The sequence below is a fragment of the Nocardia anaemiae NBRC 100462 genome, from assembly GCF_001612725.1.
Lineage (GTDB): Bacteria > Actinomycetota > Actinomycetes > Mycobacteriales > Mycobacteriaceae > Nocardia > Nocardia anaemiae.
In genome coordinates, this window is record NZ_BDAZ01000026.1 from 55,177 (window position 1) to 72,874 (window position 17,698).

General features: G+C 64.8%; 20 protein-coding genes. 10 read left to right on the plus strand and 10 right to left on the minus strand.

Annotated features, from left to right (window positions below):
• Positions 1-1,221: an alpha-hydroxyketone-type quorum-sensing autoinducer synthase gene (gene cqsA / locus NA5_RS17550; RefSeq protein ID WP_084484214.1), complete on the minus strand. Its 1,221-nt coding sequence runs from the start codon at positions 1,219-1,221 to the stop codon at positions 1-3.
• 150 nt (positions 1,222-1,371) lie between these two features.
• On the opposite strand from cqsA, the gene NA5_RS17555 reads away from it, so the two are divergent.
• Complete coding sequence (locus tag NA5_RS17555) at positions 1,372-2,028, plus strand: response regulator transcription factor (protein ID WP_062987319.1); 657 nt, start codon at positions 1,372-1,374, stop codon at positions 2,026-2,028.
• Positions 2,025-3,209 carry a sensor histidine kinase gene (locus tag NA5_RS17560; RefSeq protein WP_062987321.1) on the plus strand — a complete coding sequence of 395 codons (1,185 nt, stop codon included), beginning with the start codon at positions 2,025-2,027 and terminating at the stop codon, positions 3,207-3,209. Before NA5_RS17555 ends, NA5_RS17560 begins: the two co-directional genes overlap by 4 nt.
• A gap of 17 nt (positions 3,210-3,226) precedes the next feature.
• Here the strand turns inward: NA5_RS17560 and NA5_RS17565 are convergent, their stop codons facing one another.
• Together NA5_RS17565 and NA5_RS17570 are read right to left on the minus strand one after the other, a co-directional pair.
• Positions 3,227-3,619, minus strand: a complete 393-nt coding sequence (locus NA5_RS17565) for a hemophore-related protein (protein WP_062987323.1) — start codon at positions 3,617-3,619, stop codon at positions 3,227-3,229.
• Positions 3,620-3,709: 90 nt separating this feature from the next.
• Positions 3,710-4,345, minus strand: coding sequence for a class I SAM-dependent methyltransferase (locus NA5_RS17570; protein ID WP_062987326.1), 636 nt, complete (start codon positions 4,343-4,345; stop codon positions 3,710-3,712).
• Between the two features lie 62 nt (positions 4,346-4,407).
• Here NA5_RS17570 and NA5_RS17575 point away from each other — a divergent pair, with 62 nt between their 5' ends.
• From NA5_RS17575 to NA5_RS17585, 3 genes are all read left to right on the plus strand, one after another.
• Positions 4,408-4,908, plus strand: a complete 501-nt coding sequence (locus NA5_RS17575) for a GNAT family N-acetyltransferase (protein ID WP_062987327.1) — start codon at positions 4,408-4,410, stop codon at positions 4,906-4,908.
• A 185-nt stretch (positions 4,909-5,093) separates the two neighbouring features.
• Positions 5,094-5,687, plus strand: a complete 594-nt coding sequence (locus NA5_RS17580; RefSeq protein WP_084484215.1) for a GNAT family N-acetyltransferase — start codon at positions 5,094-5,096, stop codon at positions 5,685-5,687.
• A 43-nt stretch (positions 5,688-5,730) separates the two neighbouring features.
• Positions 5,731-6,240, plus strand: a complete 510-nt coding sequence (locus tag NA5_RS17585) for an NUDIX hydrolase (protein WP_063813452.1) — start codon at positions 5,731-5,733, stop codon at positions 6,238-6,240.
• 246 nt (positions 6,241-6,486) lie between these two features.
• Here NA5_RS17585 and NA5_RS17590 read toward each other — a convergent pair whose 3' ends face one another.
• Positions 6,487-7,077 carry a TetR/AcrR family transcriptional regulator gene (locus NA5_RS17590; protein WP_062987329.1) on the minus strand — a complete coding sequence of 197 codons (591 nt, stop codon included), beginning with the start codon at positions 7,075-7,077 and terminating at the stop codon, positions 6,487-6,489.
• Between the two features lie 93 nt (positions 7,078-7,170).
• Between NA5_RS17590 and NA5_RS17595 the strand changes: the two genes are divergently transcribed.
• Entirely contained in the window at positions 7,171-8,313 is a 1,143-nt protein-coding gene (locus NA5_RS17595) for a Gfo/Idh/MocA family protein (protein WP_062987330.1), read from the plus strand.
• A 95-nt stretch (positions 8,314-8,408) separates the two neighbouring features.
• Here the strand turns inward: NA5_RS17595 and NA5_RS17600 are convergent, their stop codons facing one another.
• Complete coding sequence (locus NA5_RS17600; protein WP_062987332.1) at positions 8,409-9,476, minus strand: fatty acid desaturase family protein; 1,068 nt, start codon at positions 9,474-9,476, stop codon at positions 8,409-8,411.
• 253 nt (positions 9,477-9,729) lie between these two features.
• Positions 9,730-10,488 carry a helix-turn-helix transcriptional regulator gene (locus tag NA5_RS17605; protein WP_169811319.1) on the minus strand — a complete coding sequence of 253 codons (759 nt, stop codon included), beginning with the start codon at positions 10,486-10,488 and terminating at the stop codon, positions 9,730-9,732.
• Between the two features lie 185 nt (positions 10,489-10,673).
• Here NA5_RS17605 and NA5_RS17610 point away from each other — a divergent pair, with 185 nt between their 5' ends.
• Complete coding sequence (locus NA5_RS17610) at positions 10,674-11,258, plus strand: hypothetical protein (protein WP_062987336.1); 585 nt, start codon at positions 10,674-10,676, stop codon at positions 11,256-11,258.
• 27 nt (positions 11,259-11,285) lie between these two features.
• On the plus strand, positions 11,286-11,810 hold the full coding sequence (locus NA5_RS40470) for a hypothetical protein (protein ID WP_157110479.1): 525 nt from the start codon (positions 11,286-11,288) through the stop codon (positions 11,808-11,810).
• A gap of 205 nt (positions 11,811-12,015) precedes the next feature.
• Here NA5_RS40470 and NA5_RS17620 read toward each other — a convergent pair whose 3' ends face one another.
• Positions 12,016-12,585 carry a TetR/AcrR family transcriptional regulator gene (locus NA5_RS17620; RefSeq protein WP_062987340.1) on the minus strand — a complete coding sequence of 190 codons (570 nt, stop codon included), beginning with the start codon at positions 12,583-12,585 and terminating at the stop codon, positions 12,016-12,018.
• An 86-nt stretch (positions 12,586-12,671) separates the two neighbouring features.
• On the opposite strand from NA5_RS17620, the gene NA5_RS17625 reads away from it, so the two are divergent.
• Positions 12,672-13,202: an anthrone oxygenase family protein gene (locus NA5_RS17625; protein WP_062987342.1), complete on the plus strand. Its 531-nt coding sequence runs from the start codon at positions 12,672-12,674 to the stop codon at positions 13,200-13,202.
• Positions 13,203-13,279: 77 nt separating this feature from the next.
• On the opposite strand, the gene NA5_RS17630 is transcribed toward NA5_RS17625, so the two are convergent.
• From NA5_RS17630 to NA5_RS17640, 3 genes are all read right to left on the minus strand, one after another.
• Positions 13,280-13,744, minus strand: coding sequence for a hypothetical protein (locus NA5_RS17630; protein ID WP_062987344.1), 465 nt, complete (start codon positions 13,742-13,744; stop codon positions 13,280-13,282).
• Positions 13,745-13,864: 120 nt separating this feature from the next.
• Positions 13,865-16,075 carry an RNA polymerase recycling motor ATPase HelR gene (gene helR, locus NA5_RS17635; RefSeq protein WP_174555242.1) on the minus strand — a complete coding sequence of 737 codons (2,211 nt, stop codon included), beginning with the start codon at positions 16,073-16,075 and terminating at the stop codon, positions 13,865-13,867.
• 380 nt (positions 16,076-16,455) lie between these two features.
• The gene (locus NA5_RS17640) at positions 16,456-17,022 is read right to left on the minus strand and encodes a hypothetical protein (protein ID WP_062987346.1); all 567 of its coding nucleotides are present in this window, start codon (positions 17,020-17,022) and stop codon (positions 16,456-16,458) included.
• A 148-nt stretch (positions 17,023-17,170) separates the two neighbouring features.
• On the opposite strand from NA5_RS17640, the gene NA5_RS17645 reads away from it, so the two are divergent.
• A complete protein-coding gene (locus NA5_RS17645) occupies positions 17,171-17,575 on the plus strand; it encodes a peptidase inhibitor family I36 protein (protein ID WP_062987348.1) in 405 nt (134 codons plus the stop codon).
• Positions 17,576-17,698 lie beyond the last annotated feature (123 nt).

Sequence of the window (17,698 nt, forward strand, 5' to 3'; positions counted from 1 at the left end):
TCACCGAGTCGGCACGAGTTGTGCTGCAGTCGGCCTTTCGTAACGCAGCGGTGCCATCGCGCCGAAGTTGTCGCGCAGCTCGGCGCATACCTGGATGAGCCGATCCACCTGCATATCGGTGAGTCCCGCATGCAGTGCAAAGCGGATGCGCGCACGTTCGGGTGCGGTGGCGGGCCAGCACATGATCGAACCGAAAACACCACGGGCCTCTAGGAAGTCGCGGATCGCGATGGTGCGCTCATCCGAACCGGTCTGCAGCGCGACGATTTGACTGGCCGAACCCTCCAGATCGAATTCCAATGCCATCAGCGCACGCCGCACGACCGCGGAGATCTCGCGCAGTCGGACCCGCCGCCAATCATCGGTGCGAATCACGTCGAGCGTCGCGGCCAGGCCTGCTATATCGTGCGGCAGCAGTGTCGCGGAGAAGACCGCGGGGTCGGATTCCATCTTGAAGTAGTCGACGAAATCGATATTGTTCGCGGCGACGAATCCGGCGCGTCCCGCGAAAGCCGTTGCGAGGCTGGCGATCCGAAACGGCACCCGATCCGTGAGGCCGAGCGCGACCACCATGCCCGCACCGTAGGGCCCGTCGGTGCCGATCGAATGCGATTCGTCGACCACCAGCACGCTGCCGGTTTCATCGGCGACATCGCAGATCTGGGTGAGCGGACAGCGACTCCCATTGCTGCTGTAAATCGAATCCACCGCGACGATGCCCGGTCCGTGTTTGCGGATCTCGTCGCGCAGATGGCCGGGAAAATTGTGCCGGAACGAATATACCGGTGCGCCAGCAGTTTTCGCTCCGTGCCACAGCGACATATGCGCAATGTGATCGACATAGACCGGCGTTTGCGCATCGGCGATCGACTGCATCAATCCGGCATTCGCATCCCAGCCCGACTGACACAGAATTCCGCCCGCCGCCCGCATATGTTCCGCAAGCGTCTTTTCCAGCGCGATCTGCGGATGGTCCGGGCCGTGTAGGAAGACGCCCGACGGCGGCGCTCCCCCGCTCGCGTACTGCACGGCCGCGCACATCGCGCCGACGATGTGCGGCTCGCGGGCGAGTGCGAGATAGTCGTTGCTGGAGAGCACGACATCACCCGGCCTCGGTTTGCGGCCGTGCATAATATGCCGTCCGCCCCATGCGATCGCGACCCGTTCCCGATGGAATCGGTTGACGCGAAAGAATATGCGGTCGGCAACCGACATTGTCATCTGAACTCCTTTCACTGCTATCAGCTACTACAGAGCACAACCGAGCAGATTGAATCACTCCGCATCGCCGAATGCGCCGAAATCGCCAACTCGACGCGGCATCTGTCGCCCTAACAGCGGCCTAACAGCGACAACAGGCACGATGGTCGGGTGCGGGTACTGGTTGTCGAGGACGAGCGGTTGCTGGCCGACGCGATAGCCGATGGGCTGCGGCGGCATGCGATGGCGGTCGATGTGGTGTACGACGGCGCGGACGCGCTGGAGCGGGTCGGCGTGAACGACTATGACGTGATCGTGTTGGATCGCGATCTACCGACGGTATCCGGGGATATCGTCTGCACCTCGCTCACCGGGGCAGGCAGCGACGCCAGGATTCTGATGCTGACGGCCGCTGCGGCGGTGGCCGAGCGAGTCGCAGGGCTCGGCCTCGGCGCCGACGACTACCTGACCAAACCGTTCGCATTCGCAGAATTGGTGGCCCGCATTCAGGCGCTGGGGCGGCGCGCGCGGCCCGCGACGCCGGTGGTGCTCGAGCGAGCCGGGATTCGGCTCGACCCGCATCGGCTTGCCGTCACCCGCGACGGCGAGCCGGTTTCTTTGTCGCGCAAGGAGTTCGCGGTATTGACCGAGTTATTGCGCGCCGACGGCGGCGTGGTGTCGGCCGAGCAGCTATTGGAGAAGGCATGGGACGAGAACATCGACCCGTTCACGGGGGTGGTGCGATACACGATCATGATGGTGCGCCGGAAGTTGGGCGATCCGCCGGTGATCGAGACCGAGGCGGGCGTGGGGTACCGCATCCGGTGAGGGGTCGCACGATTCGGCTCCGGCTCACCCTGCTGTATGCGGGCGCGTTCTTCATCGCCGGGGCGATTCTCGTTGCGCTGATGTATTTCTATCTCGATCGGTCGCTGGATCGGCGGCACGGCATGGGTGCCCAGATCCTCGTGCGCGAGTACCTGGCCAAGCGGAACCGGCCGATCGTCACCGAGGAGTTGTACCAGGCGCTGACCGCGCAAGCAGCCAAGGAGCGCCGCGACACCTTGGAGGCGATGCTCATTTGGTCGCTGGTATCACTCGGCGCGATCGGGATACTCGCCGGTGGACTGGGTTGGCTGTTGGCCGGGCGAGCCCTGCATCCACTGCAGCAGATCACCGCGACCGCGCGGCGGGTGGCCGATCGCAGCCTGCATGAGCGGATCGCGCTGACCGGGCCCGATGACGAAATCAAGGATCTGGCAGACACTTTCGACGCCATGCTGGAGCGGTTGGATCGCGCCTTCGACGGTCAGCGACGCTTCGTCGCCAATGCCTCGCATGAACTGCGCACACCGTTGACCATCAATCGCACGTTGATCGAGGTGGCGCTGGACGATCCCGACGCACCCGAATCGACGCGACGGCTCGGGGCAACGCTTCTGGAGGTCAATAACCGGCACGAGCGGCTGATCGACGGGCTGCTCGTGCTCGCCAGCAGTGAGCAGCGGCTCATCGAGCGCAGTCGGGTCGATCTGGCCGAGGTGGTCCGTCGGGTGGTCACGGTCGCGGGCGACGCCGCCGCCCTGGCCGGTATCGAGATCCGGACCGATATCGAGGCGGCTCCGGTCTCCGGCGATCCGGTATTGCTGGAGCGCCTGGCACAGAACCTGGTGGACAATGCGATTCGCTATAACGTCGACGAAAATGGTTGGGTTTCAATCAGATCCGCTAGTTCTGCGGGCAATGCCCAACTCGTCGTGGAGAATACCGGCCCGGTAGTGCCTGCCTTCGAGGTCGACGGACTCTTCGAACCGTTCCGCAGACTGTCCTCCGGCGAGCGGGTCGCCGAATCAGCGCATGCACCGAACAGCCGGGGTGCGGGGCTGGGGCTGTCGATCGTGCGGTCGGTCGCGCACGCGCACGGTGGCGAAGTCCGGGCGACCGCGCGGCCCGAAGGCGGACTCACCGTCACGGTCACCATCGAAAACCGAACGGGCGACGCCGGATAGCGCCGCCCGCGTTCGAATCAGTAGTTGTGGCAGGTGTTCGCGATCTGCCGCAGTTTGTCGATTCTCTGCTGGCCCTCGGGCGAATTGCGCTTCTCCTCGATCTTGGTCCGCGCATTCGGGTGGTTGTCGAGCCACTGCTGGGCGCGCTGCTTGCGCTGCTCGACCGGCAGCCCGAGGAATTCCTGCAGCTTGGCCTTGCGCTCGGGATGGCTGTCCAGGCGTTCGGCGAGCTTGGGCGCCTCGGCGTGAACGGCCGCATCCACCTGCGCGAAGCTGCATGTCGTCTCGATCAGTCCGCCGCCGATGCCCGGTTGCGCCGAAGCGGTTCCAGGAACCAGTAGCGCCCCCGCCGCCAGCAGACCGCCGAGCGCGACAGCGGTTCGCACGAATCCGGTACGGGTGTATGTCATGACGAATGACCCTTTCCATTGGCGATCGAATCACGGCAGGCAGTGCCGCGATCCGATGCACAGTCCACCAGGGTCGGTGTTTGCACAGTGCTAGGAACGGCGCACGCGGGCGAGCCAGGCTGCCTCGTCGACAATGCTGCCCGGGGTGAGACCTAGTTCCGCTGCCTCCGCGACCGCCTCGCTTACGCGTCCGCGATAGCGTGCGACCTCCAGTTCCTCCAACTCCCAGCCCGCACCGAACGCGTCGGAGATCGCGGAGCGGCTGATGCGCGGGCCGAAGCCGGGTTCGGCATCCGAGAGCGCGAGGATGTGGAGATACCCGCCGGGCTTCAGCACCCGGTGCAGGCTGCGCAGATAATCGGTCGGATCACCGTTGTCGTAGGCGAAGACATGGAACAGCGCACTGTCGAGAATGGTGTCGTAGCGGGGTTCGTCCCCCAGATCCAACGCATCGGCCACCTCGAACCGCGCGGCCACCCCGTGCTCGCGCGCATTGGCCCTGGCATAAGCGATCGCACTGGGCGCGAGATCCACCCCGAGCACGTCATGGCCGAGCTCGGTGAGCCGAATGGTGTGCTCACCGGCACCACACCCCACATCGAGCACCGCGCCCCGCATCCATCCCTGCTCGATCAGTTCGAGCACCGCGGGCTGCGGCTCCCCGATCACCCACGGCGCGGACCCGTTGTCATAGGCAGCATTCCAGAATTCAGCCGGTCGATTCATGCTCCCCAGCCTGCAACCTGAACCAGGGTTCATGTCAACCCGCGCCGGGCTACATTGCGTTGATGACCGACTCCGCATACCTGCGCCCCGCCCGCCCCGCGGACGCCGAATCCATCGCGGCCATCTGGTACGAAGGCTGGCGCGACGCCCATCTGGGCAATGTCCCCGACGAACTCATCGCCGTCCGCCCTCAGGAATCATTCGGCGAACGCGCCACACAGCGAATCGACGACACTGTCGTCGCGATCATCGATGACGAGGTCGCCGGTTTCGTCATGACCCTCGACGACGAAGTCGACCAGGTCTACCTATCCCGCCGCCACCGTGGCACCGGAATCGCCGCAACTCTGCTCGGTGCCGCCGAGCAGCGCATACGTGCCGGTGGACATTCGCGCGCCTGGTTGGCGGTAGTTCCGGGCAACACCCGAGCGCGTGCCTTCTACGCCCGGAACGGATGGGTCGATGAGGGCCTTTTCAGTCACCAGGCGCCTGGACCCGATGGGCCTGTGTCGGTTCCTGCTCACCGATACGTCAAGCAGTTCGATCTCTACCCGGAGAACTAGTTCCGCGTCGAGATTGCTTCCTCCGCTATCCGCCTCCGGCAGCTCGCCGAGCGCAGCGATATGGCGGTCGAATTCGCCGTGGGCGACCACCATTCGACTGCGTTCGACGCAGCCCCCGGGCCTGGGCCAGCCCTGCCGACGTTATTACGTTGCCGCATGTCGGATCGAGCTGCCAACATCTCGAGATGACCACCGAGCAACCAGCCGCGCTTGCGCCCGGAATCGCGCCGCCTCAGCAGATCAACCTGGGTGACCTGCTGCTGCGCCGTTGGCAGCCCGAGGATCTGGTACCACGATTCGACGCGGTCATCGCCTCCTTCGACCATCTCCATCCATGGATGGACTGGCTCGCCGAACCCACGACACTCGAGCGGCAACGCACCTTCGGCGACGCGATGGCGACGAGTTGGCCGAGCCCCGACGGAGGTTGCAACTACGGCATCTTCGACCTCGAGGGGACCGTGCGCGGCGTGATCGGACTCCACGACCGTGTCGGTCCGCGCACTCTGGAAATCGGCTACTGGTGCCATGTCGCGCATACCGGCCGCGGCGTAATCACCCGCTGCGCCGCCGCCCTGACTCGAATCGCGTTGGCCCTCCCCGGCATCGACCACGTCGAAATCCACTGCGACGAAGCCAATATCCGCAGCGCCGCGATCCCCCGCCGACTCGGATACCGACTCGACCGGATCGCACCACGCGAGGTACGCGCGCCTGCGGAATCAGGTCGCGGGATGTTCTGGATCATGGATGCCCCGGAAGCTCTGCGCGTCTCCTGAGACATGTTCCACGCGAACCGACCAATTACAGGAGTTGCCTGTCATGGCGGACCGCCACCTGATCGACGTGCACGTGCTGCTCACCGACGGCAATCGACTGCTGCTGACCCAACGCCATGGCAGCGACGCTTTCGCCGGTCGATGGCATTTGCCATCCGGCAAACTCGATGCGGGTGAACCGATCACCGCAGCCGCCGCCCGTGAGGCATTCGAAGAAGTTGGCGTCACAATTGATCCCGCCGACCTGCGTGTGGTGCACATTGCGCATGTAGCCGGGTCCGGGCCCGAGCCCCGACTGGGGATATTCCTGCACACGCCACATTGGCGTGGTGAACCGTTCAACCGCGAGCCGGACAAATGTTCCGCCGTGCAATGGTTTTCGATCGAGCAACTGCCCGACGACATCATCGAGTACCCGGCCGTAGGCATCCGTGCCTACCTGGATGGCGAATCAGCATCGTTCAGCGAGCAGGGGTGGTCCCTGCCGGTGGCCAATGACCAGTCGCGCGTGCTGAGCGAGACCAGCTTGTCGGGCGAGGCAGACGAATACTGAACGCCGAGAGCGAAATTGAACTCGTGGCGCGCGAATATTTCAGTGTCGCCGAAACCGACCGACGTCTCCCCGATCGCGCCGCTTTCATCGAGGTCAGGGCCCGGCTCAGAGAGCCAACCGTCTTCATCGACTCGACACAGCCAACCATCGGCTTTGCGCTGGTAGATCGGAGAACTGTCGACGGGTGCAAGGTCGAGCTTGAAATGGGTTTCTTCGTGGTAGGCGGCAAGCGACGCGCGCACAGACTCAGCGTCGCGACTCGAGTCCGTCGAGCACGATGCGCAGGTTTCGGGTCCACTGGTCCGGCGCGGCTTGCAGGCCGATGGTGCGCGGCTCTGTGGCGACTCCCGCGAGCGCGAAAGCGACATCGCACCAGGTGATGTCGTCGCGCATGGCCCCCGCCTGCTGTGCGCGGTCGACGAGGCGGCGCAGCCTGTCCCCGAGCTCGGTGATGGTGTCGCCGAGATCGCAGGATCCCGCACCGCCCAGAGCGTCGTTGACGCCGCAGCTTTCAGCACGCAGCCGGACGTAGACGGTGGCGAACTCGGTGAACCCGTGCCACGGGTCCGGATCGGCGAGGGCGTGGTCGGCGGCAGCTCCGGCCTCGTCGAGGACCTCCTCGAGCACGGCCTCGAGCAGCGCGTCGAGGGAGGGGACGCGGCGGTAGAAGGTTCCCTTGCCGACACCGGCGCGCTGTGCGATCTCTCGAGCGGTGACGGTCACGCCGGTGTCCGCGATCGCGGAGCGGGCGGCTGTGATGAGGCGTTCGAGGTTGCGGCGGGCGTCGGCTCGCGGGGTGCCGGATGCCTCGGACAACAGACGGTCGACTGCGCTCATGCAGGCAACTGTAGCAAAGTGGACCCGTTCGGTCCGCTTATCTATGCTTCATAACCGGACCCAAAGGGTCCGATTAGTGAAAGGGGCTTGTAGATGTCGGACAGGATTCGCGTAGGCGTCATAGGTGCCAGCCCAGAGCGGGGATGGGCTGCGCGGGCGCATATCCCGGCGTTGCGGGCACTGCCGGAATTCGAGCTCACCGCCGTGGGAACCAGTCGACGCGAGAGCGCCGAGCGAGCCGCGCGGGTATTCGGGGCCGCACACCCGTTCAGCGATGCGCGGCGGTTGGTCGAGCATCCGGAGGTCGATCTGGTGGTGATCACGGTGAAGGTCCCGGCGCACGCGGAGTTGATCAGGATGGCGAACGCGGCGGGCAAGCATGTCTACTCGGAGTGGCCACTGGCGCGGACGACCGCCGAGGCCGAGGAGTTGGTGGAGTTGTCGGTGAATTCGGACCGGCAACACGTTGTCGGGCTGCAGGCGCGGTTCTCACCTGCGGTCGGGCAGGCGCGCACACTCCTCGCGGAAGGTTATGTGGGGGAGGTGGTTTCGGCCACGGTGTACTCGGCGCGGGGTAAGGGAGCGGGTGGGCGGATTCCGGAGTGGGCGGCATACACCCTCGATATCGACAACGGCGCGGGCCTGTTGGAGGTTGCCGGTGGGCACACGCTCGACCCGCTCGAGTACCTGTTGGGCGATATCGCCGAACTCTCCGCTGACCTCGCAATCCGCAACCCGCACAACATCATCACTGAAACACAGGAGCGGGTTCGGGTCACCAGCCCTGATCACCTACTGCTCAGCGGTGTAGCGGACGGCGGTGCGGTTATCTCGGTGCACGTGCACGACGCGAAGCTGACCGACGGCCGCACGCGCATCGAAATCGCTGGTACCGAAGGCGATCTCGCCCTCGTCTCCGAGGGGCCGTCCGGTCCGGGTGGGATTCAGATGAGCGATCTGCGGTTGCTCGGCTCACGTGGCCCAAGGGGTACCTGGCAGGACCTCACCGAACCATGCCCGAAATTCGCGGTGGACCTACCCACGGAATCTCGCAATGTCGCGGCGCTCTACTCGCGACTGGCGGTGGATCTGCATACGGGCGAGCGGACAGTCCCGAGTTTCGAGACCGGCCTGCACACGCACCGTCTACTCGACGCAATACGCAGATCCGCCGAGACCGGAACACGGGTCCAGACCGACAGCAACTCATCCACACCCGTTGATGCCCGGCGCTGACGACACACGCTCATCGGCTACCGTGCCTCGCGACGGAGCGCAGCCGTCGTGCGCGATCCACTCGGGCCCGGCCTACTTTGCTTGCCGGGAAACGTTCATCCGACGTCTGGGCGTCGGTCGGTGGTGCGCAGGGGCGCGCCGACGTGGTGCAGATGCCTCAGCGCCTCGCTGTAGGAGGAGATCAGCCCGGTCTCGTGGTAGGGCACGCCGATTTCGGCGCAGTAATCGCGGACGATCACCTGGGCGTGACGTAGATTCGGCGTCGGCATGCTCGGGAACAAGTGGTGCTCGATCTGATAGTTGAGCCCGCCGAGGGCGAGGTCGGTCAACATGCCACCGCGCACGTTGCGGGAGGTCAGCACCTGCCTGCGTAAGTAGTCGGGGCGGTCGTCGCCGGTCAGGATCGGCATGCCCTTGTGATTAGGGGCGAAGATGCAGCCCATGTACAGGCCGAACAGCGCCTGGTGGACAGCGAGGAACGCGAAGGCTTTGTCGGCGGGCAGAACCGCGAACAGTACGGCCAGATAGGCGGCGAAGTGGCCGAGGAGCAGCACGCCCTCCAATCCGCGGTGTTTGACCGACCGATTTCTGAGCGCACGCACACCGGCCACATGGAGGTTCAGGCCCTCCAGCATCAGTAACGGAAAGAACAGGAACGCCTGCGCCCTCCCGACGAGACGCGGCAGACCACGGCTGGCCCGCGCCTGCTGTTGTGACCAAACCAGAATGTCGGGTGCGACATCAGGGTCGAGTTCCTCATGATTCGGATTGGCATGATGGCGGGTGTGCTTGTCCTGCCACCAGCCGTAGCCAAGGCCGATTCCGGCGTTGCCGACGACTCGGCCCACGACCTCCGTCGTCCGCCGTAACCGGAAGACTTGGCGGTGTGCGACATCGTGCATGACGAGTGCGACCTGAGCACACGTCACGGCCATGAGCGCCGCGATCACGAGCGTCCACCACGAGTCGCCGACGAGGACGAATCCCGCCCAGCCTGCCGCGAACGCAATCCCGACCAGACTGAGCCGGACGGCGTAGTAGACGGGACGTCGGTTCATCAGTCCCGCGTCGGAGATCCGGCGCAACAGACGGGCGTAGTCACCGCGGGCGCCGCCACGCCGCGATGGTGGAAATGACTGTGGGACCAAGGCCGGTGTCGTCATAGATCTTCCTGAGAGGCTGAGTCGCAGATGCCACCTCCGCCCGCCAGCTGTGCCGACCGTTCGATATCGACCGGAGATCTGATCCAGCGGGCACTGCTCGGTGTGTCCGGGCGGGGTGACGATTTCGATACACCGAAGCTATCGGCCGGATTCTCATTCCATGTAATCCCTTGGTATGACATGGAATCGGACTGTGGTGTGATATCGGATGTCCACCGCAGACCGAGGATCCGGGATGCGAATCGGCCGCGGGCTAACCTGGGCGGACGAGTCCGAGACTGTGCGCTTTGCGCGATGCCGATACGCGGTCGCGCACGCCGAGCTTGCGGTAGATGTTCTCGGTGTGCTTGGACACGGTTGCTTGGGTGATCGCGAGTCTGGTGCCGATGGCACGAGCGGTCAGGCCTTCACACAGCAGGGTCAGGACTGCCAGCTCGCGTGGAGTGATCTTGTGTTCGGCGGGGTCCCCCGGTCCCATGTGGCCGATGACAGCTGTCTCGTGGGCTTCGACGGTGTCGAGCAGTGATCTGGCGAGCATGGCGTATTCGAGGTCGCGATCGCTGAATCCGATACCGCTGCGGCTCATGATGACACTTCGGATTCGGCCCGGCCGCGCGGACAGCGGCAAAGCGAGCTGGCGGTCGATGCCGATGGCGTCTTTACCGGCTCGATACCCCTCTCCTTTCCACCATCGGTCGTCGGCGACCTCGTCCATGCTCAGCGGTGTCAGGTCCCGAGCGTGTGCGTAGTGTCGCAGCAAGGGATGGGATCGCATGTGCGCGTGGATGAGCGCGTCCAGCGGGGCCTCGTGCAACCAGTCCGGAGAACCGGTGAGCGCGTGACCCGTGCCAGCGTCCCAGTTCAGGTCGACCAGCACTGCCAGGTCACACGGTAGGTCAGTGGTCAGTCTCTGCATCAATAGCGGCCAGACCCGGACCGGCTGTTTCTCGGTGATGATCTCCAGCGCTAAGTCGTGAATCTTTTTGGCAACCCCACCCGGCCTATCGGACACTCCTGCATTGTGCACCAACAGATCTCGCATATCAGCCGAAATCCCGGACTGCTATACGCAAGTCTGCGTATAGCAGTCGGCGCGGCGCGAAAACTACCGTTGTACTGCACGTAAGCAGTTGGCCGACAAGCGCTTTCGAATACGGAGGCCGTAGCGTGTCGGAAAGACTTGAAAAGGGGAGAATCATGATGCGACGGATCATGGTAACGACAGGATCGGGGGCGCACCGATATACGCGTTCCCGTCGTCAGCGCCTCGTCATCTCCGCGGCCGCGCTCCTAGCTGCCGCAGGAATCGCCGGGACCACTCTCGCTGCCGCACCCGCCGCGCACGCGGACGTTCCGTCGCTGTATCCCCTTTACACCTGGTGGAATCCGGACCGCGGCGACAACTTCACCACCGGCAACCTCAACGACGAGAACAGCGCCACCGCCGCCGCTTACCTGCCAATCCGTAAGGAAGCATTCGTCTACGAGACCCAGCAGCCGGGAACCGTACCGCTGCACCTGTTCTGGAGCAACAGCCGCCAGGACAACTTCAGCACCGCGACACAGGTAGGTATCGATTCCGCCTACAGCGCCGGATACACCCACATCGGTATTCAGGGATACATCAACACCAGCCAGGAGCCCGGCACCCGCCCGCTGTACCAGTTCTGGAGCGAAGCGCGCCAGGACAACATCCTCGCCGTCGATCAAACCACCATCGACTCCGCTTACAGCGCAGGCTATGTCCTCGTCCGCGTCGAAGGCTACGCGCCGTACTACTGATCCCCGACACCACCCGGAGAAGATTTCATGAAGAGGCAGCTTGCAATAGCCCTCGTGACCACACTCGCGGCGGCAGCTGCGGCCGCGATCACGACCGGGTCCGCACACGCCGGAACATCGCTGTCACTACAGCTGTGTCGTGGTAACCAGATCAGCACCTACGTGACACCGGATCCGCTCGCTATCGTCGACGGGCAGCCCGTCTCCTATGGCGACCCATGGCACGACAGCATGCCGGTCCGCGACGGAGATGTCGTGCGGCTGCGTGCACGTGGCTCGATCAAGGTCGATTCGTGGCCCTGGGGACCGTCTTTCGGTCCATCAGGCAGCGATTCCGATCGGCTCTCCACTTTCTGGGGCAATGCCGATTTCCCTACATACGGCTTTTACGGATACTTCGTCGCCACCGGGCAGGCGTTCTGGATCGGCGACGACAGCGGGTGTGTCACCTACCACGGTCCCGACACCTCGCTCTGGCTTGCCCAGAACGACGACAACACCGCCGACAACAGCGGCCGCTGGGATATCGGTATCAGCCATTACGGCCTGTGACCGGGCAGCCGAGTCCTGTCGCATTGTCCACGTCAAACCTGCTGGCTCCCAAAGGAAGTCGTCCGGGTCCAGTCGCTCGAGATGAAATTCGAACAACGACCAGACCAGTTCGAACTGCCAACGCAGCACAGCGGAACGCGACGCAACCATGCGGGGCATCCTGCTCGGCCACCACGATTCCGACAACTGATTTGTCCGACCGGGCTCAGCCGAATAGACCGGCGCGCGCCGCGGTCAACGCCACTGCCGCGGCCGCGTCGGCGGTGTTGTCGTCCACCGGCTCACGGGTAATCAGCACGCGGAAATAGATCGGCGCCACAAGGGTTTTGATCAGCTCGACGGGGTTCGTGCCAGCGGGCAGTTCGCCGCGCTCGACCGCACGCGTCACGAGCGGCAGCGCCTTGCGGATGCGATCCCGGAAGGCATGGCGGGTGGGGGCGGGTGGCGCGACGTTGGACAGCATGACAGCGAGGACCGCCCGGCCGGACGGACTGCTGATCCACGCGACCAGACTACGCGCCAACGCCCGAAGGTCGTCCTCGACCGAACCCGTATCAGGGATAGCGATTTCGGCTTCGACGCTCTCGGCCAGTGCATCGGCGATCAGGTCATCCCGGTCGGCCCAGCGGCGGTAGACGGTGGTCTTGTGCACACCGGCCCGCTGGGCAACATTCTCGACGGTGAACGCGGCGTACCCGTGCTCGCTCAGCTCGTCGACGGTCGCGGCGAGCACGGCGGCGCGAACCTTCGGTCCACGTCCGAGGGGTGCAGTCATTGCAACTCCTTGTTGCGATATCGGGGTACAGCAGGCATGCTGACGATATCGCAACTCGATGTTGCGATATCGAGATGGGAGTTCCGATGTTGTCGAAATCCGTCCGGGCCGCGGCCTTGCTGTTCCCCGGCCTGCTCGCCGGAGCGTTCGGATACGGCGCGGTCAACGTGCTGTACGCGTTTCGCGAAGTGCCCCTTGATGTTCGGTTCACCTTCCATACCGCGCTGATGCGGGTCAACGGCCCGGTAATGCAGTCGCTGATGGGGCTCGCCGTCCTGAGCACACTGGTCCTGGCCGTGCGGTCGAAGTCATGGCCGCGGTGGATCGCGGCAGGCGCCTCGACACTGACATTCGCCTCGTTCCTGGTGACCCGCTTTGGAAACGTCCCGATCAACCAGCAGATCAAGCGCTGGTCGGTCGGCACGCCACCCAGCGACTACGCCGACATCCTGCGACGTTGGGAGCTGTTCCATTTCACCCGAACCGGTTGCGCACTACTCGCATTCATCCTGGTGATCACGGTCGTCGTCGGCTCCATTTCACCCCACGATGACGCCCCGCGCCTCGACTCGGCCGCTGTCGAACCCTCGACCGAGGTCCCGGCAGCGACCCCGTGACGCATCCGCGAATCGCTCCGATTCCATGGCAGCTCGACGTACCCGCATATCCAATGGCGGCTACTCGGAGGCCCGGGTCACCAATCGTGTTTGCGCGCAAGCTCGGCTTTTGCTTGCGCTATCAAGTCGCATTGAAGTAACCGGCAATGATCCCACCAATCAGGGTAGGTCACAGGGTCTCGGACAGCATCGTGGAGCCCGCGGGCATGCGCTACTACACTGTCCCGCAAGGCATCTGAGCAGATGATCTCGACCCGTTTCTCGGCTAGCCAGACGCTCTCGATCATTCGCTTCATATCGTCCGGAGTGCCTCCCCGCTCGCGGACATCGAGCTCTCCCTGTAGTCGCTGCGCCGTCTCGAAGTAGTCGAGGATGGCAGACTTCAGTTCTTCTCGATGCGCGAGGCGACTTTCGGCAAGGAACTTGAACTTCGCCTCGCGCGCCGAATTCCGTTGCACCAGTAGCGTTGCCGATGCACCGAGTGCAGCGCCCAGCAGAGGCATCAGCCCCGTCACCAACGTCGAAACCACACCAGACGACATGGCTCGATTCTTCCAGCAGGACCGGCTCCCGGTGCTCAGCACTGACCACACAGGTGACGATCAACGCATCGGGCGGGTGAATAGCCGGTACGCGATCGGGCCGGTCCCGTACCCCGATGGTTACGCCGAGTGTTGGTCCCCTGCCGGGACGGGTGCGTCGGTTTCGACGAGTCCGGCGAGGGCCTGGGGCAATGGGCCACGGTGCAGGACGCCGAGGCGCTGGGTGGCGCGGGTCAGGGCGACATAGAGTTCTGCCGCGCCACGTGGCCCGTCGGCGAGGATCCGTTCCGGTTCCACGACCAGGACGGCGTCGAATTCCAGGCCCTTCGTCTCCGATGCTGGCACCGCGCCCGGCACGCCCGGTGGCCCGATCACGATGCTGGTGCCTTCGCGATCGACTTCGTCGTGTACGAATTCCGCTATGGCGGTGGACAATTCATCCTCGGTCACCCGTCTGGACCAAGGCTGGACCCCGCACGCGCGGACCGACTCCGGCGGCTGGACTCCAGGTGCGAACTCGGCGAGCAGCGCGGCGGCGACGGCCATGATCTCCGCCGGGGTGCGGTAGTTCACCGACAGCGAGCGGTAGACCCAGCGGCCGGGCACGTACGGCTCGAACATCGTGTCCCACGATGTCGCTCCGGCGACCGACCGACGTTGCGCCAGATCGCCCACCACTGTGAAGGATCGGCCAGGGCAGCGCCGCATCAGTACCCGCCAATCCATTTCGGACAGCTCTTGGGCTTCGTCGACCACCACGTGCCGGTAGGTCCAATCCCGGTCCGCGGCAGCACGTTCGACGAGTTCACGGGTGTCGCGTTCGAGGAAGCGCTCGGCGAGGTCCTCGGCGTAGAGCATGTCCTGGGCGAGCAGACCGATATCGTCGTTCAGGTCCTCGCGCGTGATGAGAGTGTCGAATACACCCGCGGCGTACTCGGCCTCGGCCTTGCGTTCCCGCTCGGCGGCGCGCGCGGCCGCCTCCTCGGCCACCGTGTCGCGGCCGAGCAGGTCGACAAGTTCGTCGAGCAGCGGCACGTCCGACACCGTCCAGGCGGCACCATCGGCGCGCCACAGCGACTGGTCGGCACCAGCCGCACGCAACCGCTCAGGGGACGAATACAGCTGTGCCAGTAGCATTTCCGGCGTCAGTATCGGCCAGAGTTCGTCGAGTGCCGCGGTGAACTGCTCGGTGTCGGCGAGCTCGGCGACCAGGTCCGTCCGCAGGTTCTCCCATGCTTCGCGGTCCTTCCGGGTCAGCCAGCCGCGGCCGATCCGGGCTATCGCCCGTTCGGTGAGTACATACGTGACGATCTCACTGAACACCGCGCGGGCCTCGTTATGCGGCAGTCCGCTCGCGCGTGCCTCCTCCCTGGCCCACTCCGCGGTCTCGGCATCGATGCGCACCGTGACGTCTTTCAGTTCGATCGGCACCGGATGCTCCGGCACTCGCTGCCGATCGGCGATGGCCGCCGCGAGCACGTCCAGGATCTTCAGCGAGCCCTTGAGTCGCGCGGCCTCCGGGGTGTCCTCGGCGGTGACGTGCAAACCGGGCACCAGGTCGCCGGTGGTCATGAACACGACGTTCGTCTCGCCCAGCGACGGCAGCACGCGGCCGATGTGGTTGAGGAACGCCGGATTCGGCCCGACCACCAGCACACCGTGGCGTTCCATCCGTTCGCGCTGGGTGTAGAGCAGGTACGCGACGCGGTGCAGCGCCACCACGGTCTTGCCGGTGCCCGGGCCACCCTCGATCACCAGTACCCCCGGGTGGTCGAGCCGGATGATCTGGTCCTGTTCGGCCTGGATCGTCGCGACGATGTCGCGCATTCCCGCACCGCGCGGCGCATTGACCGCCGCGAGCAGAGCCGCGTCCCCTCGCTCGCCGTCACTGGGACGGCCGAGCACCTCGTCAGTGAAATCGACCACTCGACGCCCGCGTGTGTGGAACTGACGGCGACGACGCATATTCTCGGGCGTCGCGGCAGTGGCAACGTAGAACGCGCGCGATGCCGGAGCCCGCCAATCGAGCAATAGCGGCTCGTACTCGTTCTCCTCATCGAAAATGCCGATCCGGCCGATGTAGGAATGTTCGCCCGAGACGGTGTCCAACCGGCCGAAACACAACCCGTTGTCGGCCACGTCCAGCCGCTTCGCCTCCTTGGCCAACGCGCGCACCTCGAAATCGCGTTCCATGGGCGTTCCGCCGGTCCCCCGCAATGCCGCGGTGTACTTACCCTTCACACGCGCGCGTTCGGCATCGAGCCGCGTGTAGAGCCCGGCCACATAGCTGCGCTCGGACTGCAATTCCAGTTCATACCCTCGAGTAGTCACATTCCCCTCCATTTCCCGGCGCGATGAATTCACGCGGAAACTTCTGCCACCACGCACTTCGTGACTCCCATTTCCGCAGGTTCCGGCTTCGGCCAGTGATTCTGCGGCACGACCGGGGTCTTGCCGCAAGCCCCGGGGTGCGCTATAGATTGAATATGGAGGGGGATTCCTCTGCTGCCAGACCACGCCCTGGCCACGAAAGTCCGCACGCTCGAGCCAATCGGTGCCGCGCGGCCAGAAGCCCAGCGCAGCGCGTACGGGTGCCACGCCGCCAGGTCATCTCACCCCAACTCGACCGCATCGGTCGAGTCCGGGACGGCGATCCGCAGGCCGTAGTAGTCGATCTGGCTGCTGATGGAACGGTCATTGTGTGGTGATCGCTACTTCATGAGGGTGAGCAGGCCGAGCTGTGGTTCGAGTGCGCCGTCCTGGCCGAGCGCCCGGAAGTCCGGCTCAACATCGGAGAGCGCGAGCTTCCCGGCGCGTACGGCGCGGTAGCGCACGAACGACCAGAGGAAGACGTCCAGATTGTCGAAGCGGGTGCCGCCTTCGAGCACCTCCTCCTCGTGGAACCACACGGCCACTTGACCATTGGTGAGTACGACATACAGATTGCCGCCGCCGTCCGCACCGATCGAGTACACATCGTCGTCGGTCAACTCGGTCGTGTAGTCCGAATCAACAATGGCGCAGTCGTTTCCGGCGAAATCGAAGCCGTAGGACCAGTCGAAGATGTCCAGAAACTGCGGCAGTGTGCCGGAGCGCACCCGGCCGTCCAACGCGGCCAGCGCCGCCGCGTCGGTCGGAGCCAGGCGCGCGAGAAACGGTGTCACCGAACGGGTTTGCTCGGGAACCTGGACGGGTGTGCTAGCGGGGAACCAACGCGTCAGGTCGGCGTCGAGGTCGCGATCGGTGTAGCCGACCAGGTCGGCAAGGTTGAGCGTCACGCCGGAATTGTAGAAGTACCTCCGCGGCGCCCAACCGGCCCGCTGATCTGCTGGATTAGTCGGTCGTTGGTCGGTTGTTGGTGGGGCCGCACAGAGTTGGTGTCAAGCAGTCGGAAGGCCGACACCGATTCTCACGAAGGACAGCACCATGAAAATCAACCACCGCGCCAACGTCGTTCGCCGTCTGGTCCCGCTCGCCGCGGCCGTGCTGACATTCGGCACCGTCGCGGGTGGCGCGATGATCTCGGCCGCACCGGCATCCGCGACACCGAGCTATGACTGCCCGGGAGGGTTGTTCTGCGGCTGGGACGGGGCCAATGGCACCGGCAGCACGCTCTTTCAGTATGACGCTGGCTGTTTTCTGCACGACATCGGCAACGGCGGCGTCGGCGACCGTTTGACCTCGTACTGGAACCGCACCGGTGTCAATGTCTCGGTGTACAACTGGACGGGCGAACGCTGGCAGCTGCTCGCGTCCATCCCGGACAACGCTCGCGGCACCCTGCCGTCCAGCGCGGACAACAAGGCCGACGCGGTGGAGATGTGCCGCTGAACCTCGCCGGCGTGTGAGTGCGAAGCAACTTCGCACTCACACACCCATTTTTAACGACATCGGGGACGCAGCCGAGATATCGATGAAAGCCATGTCGCCGACCGGCTTTTTCGAAGGTTTGTG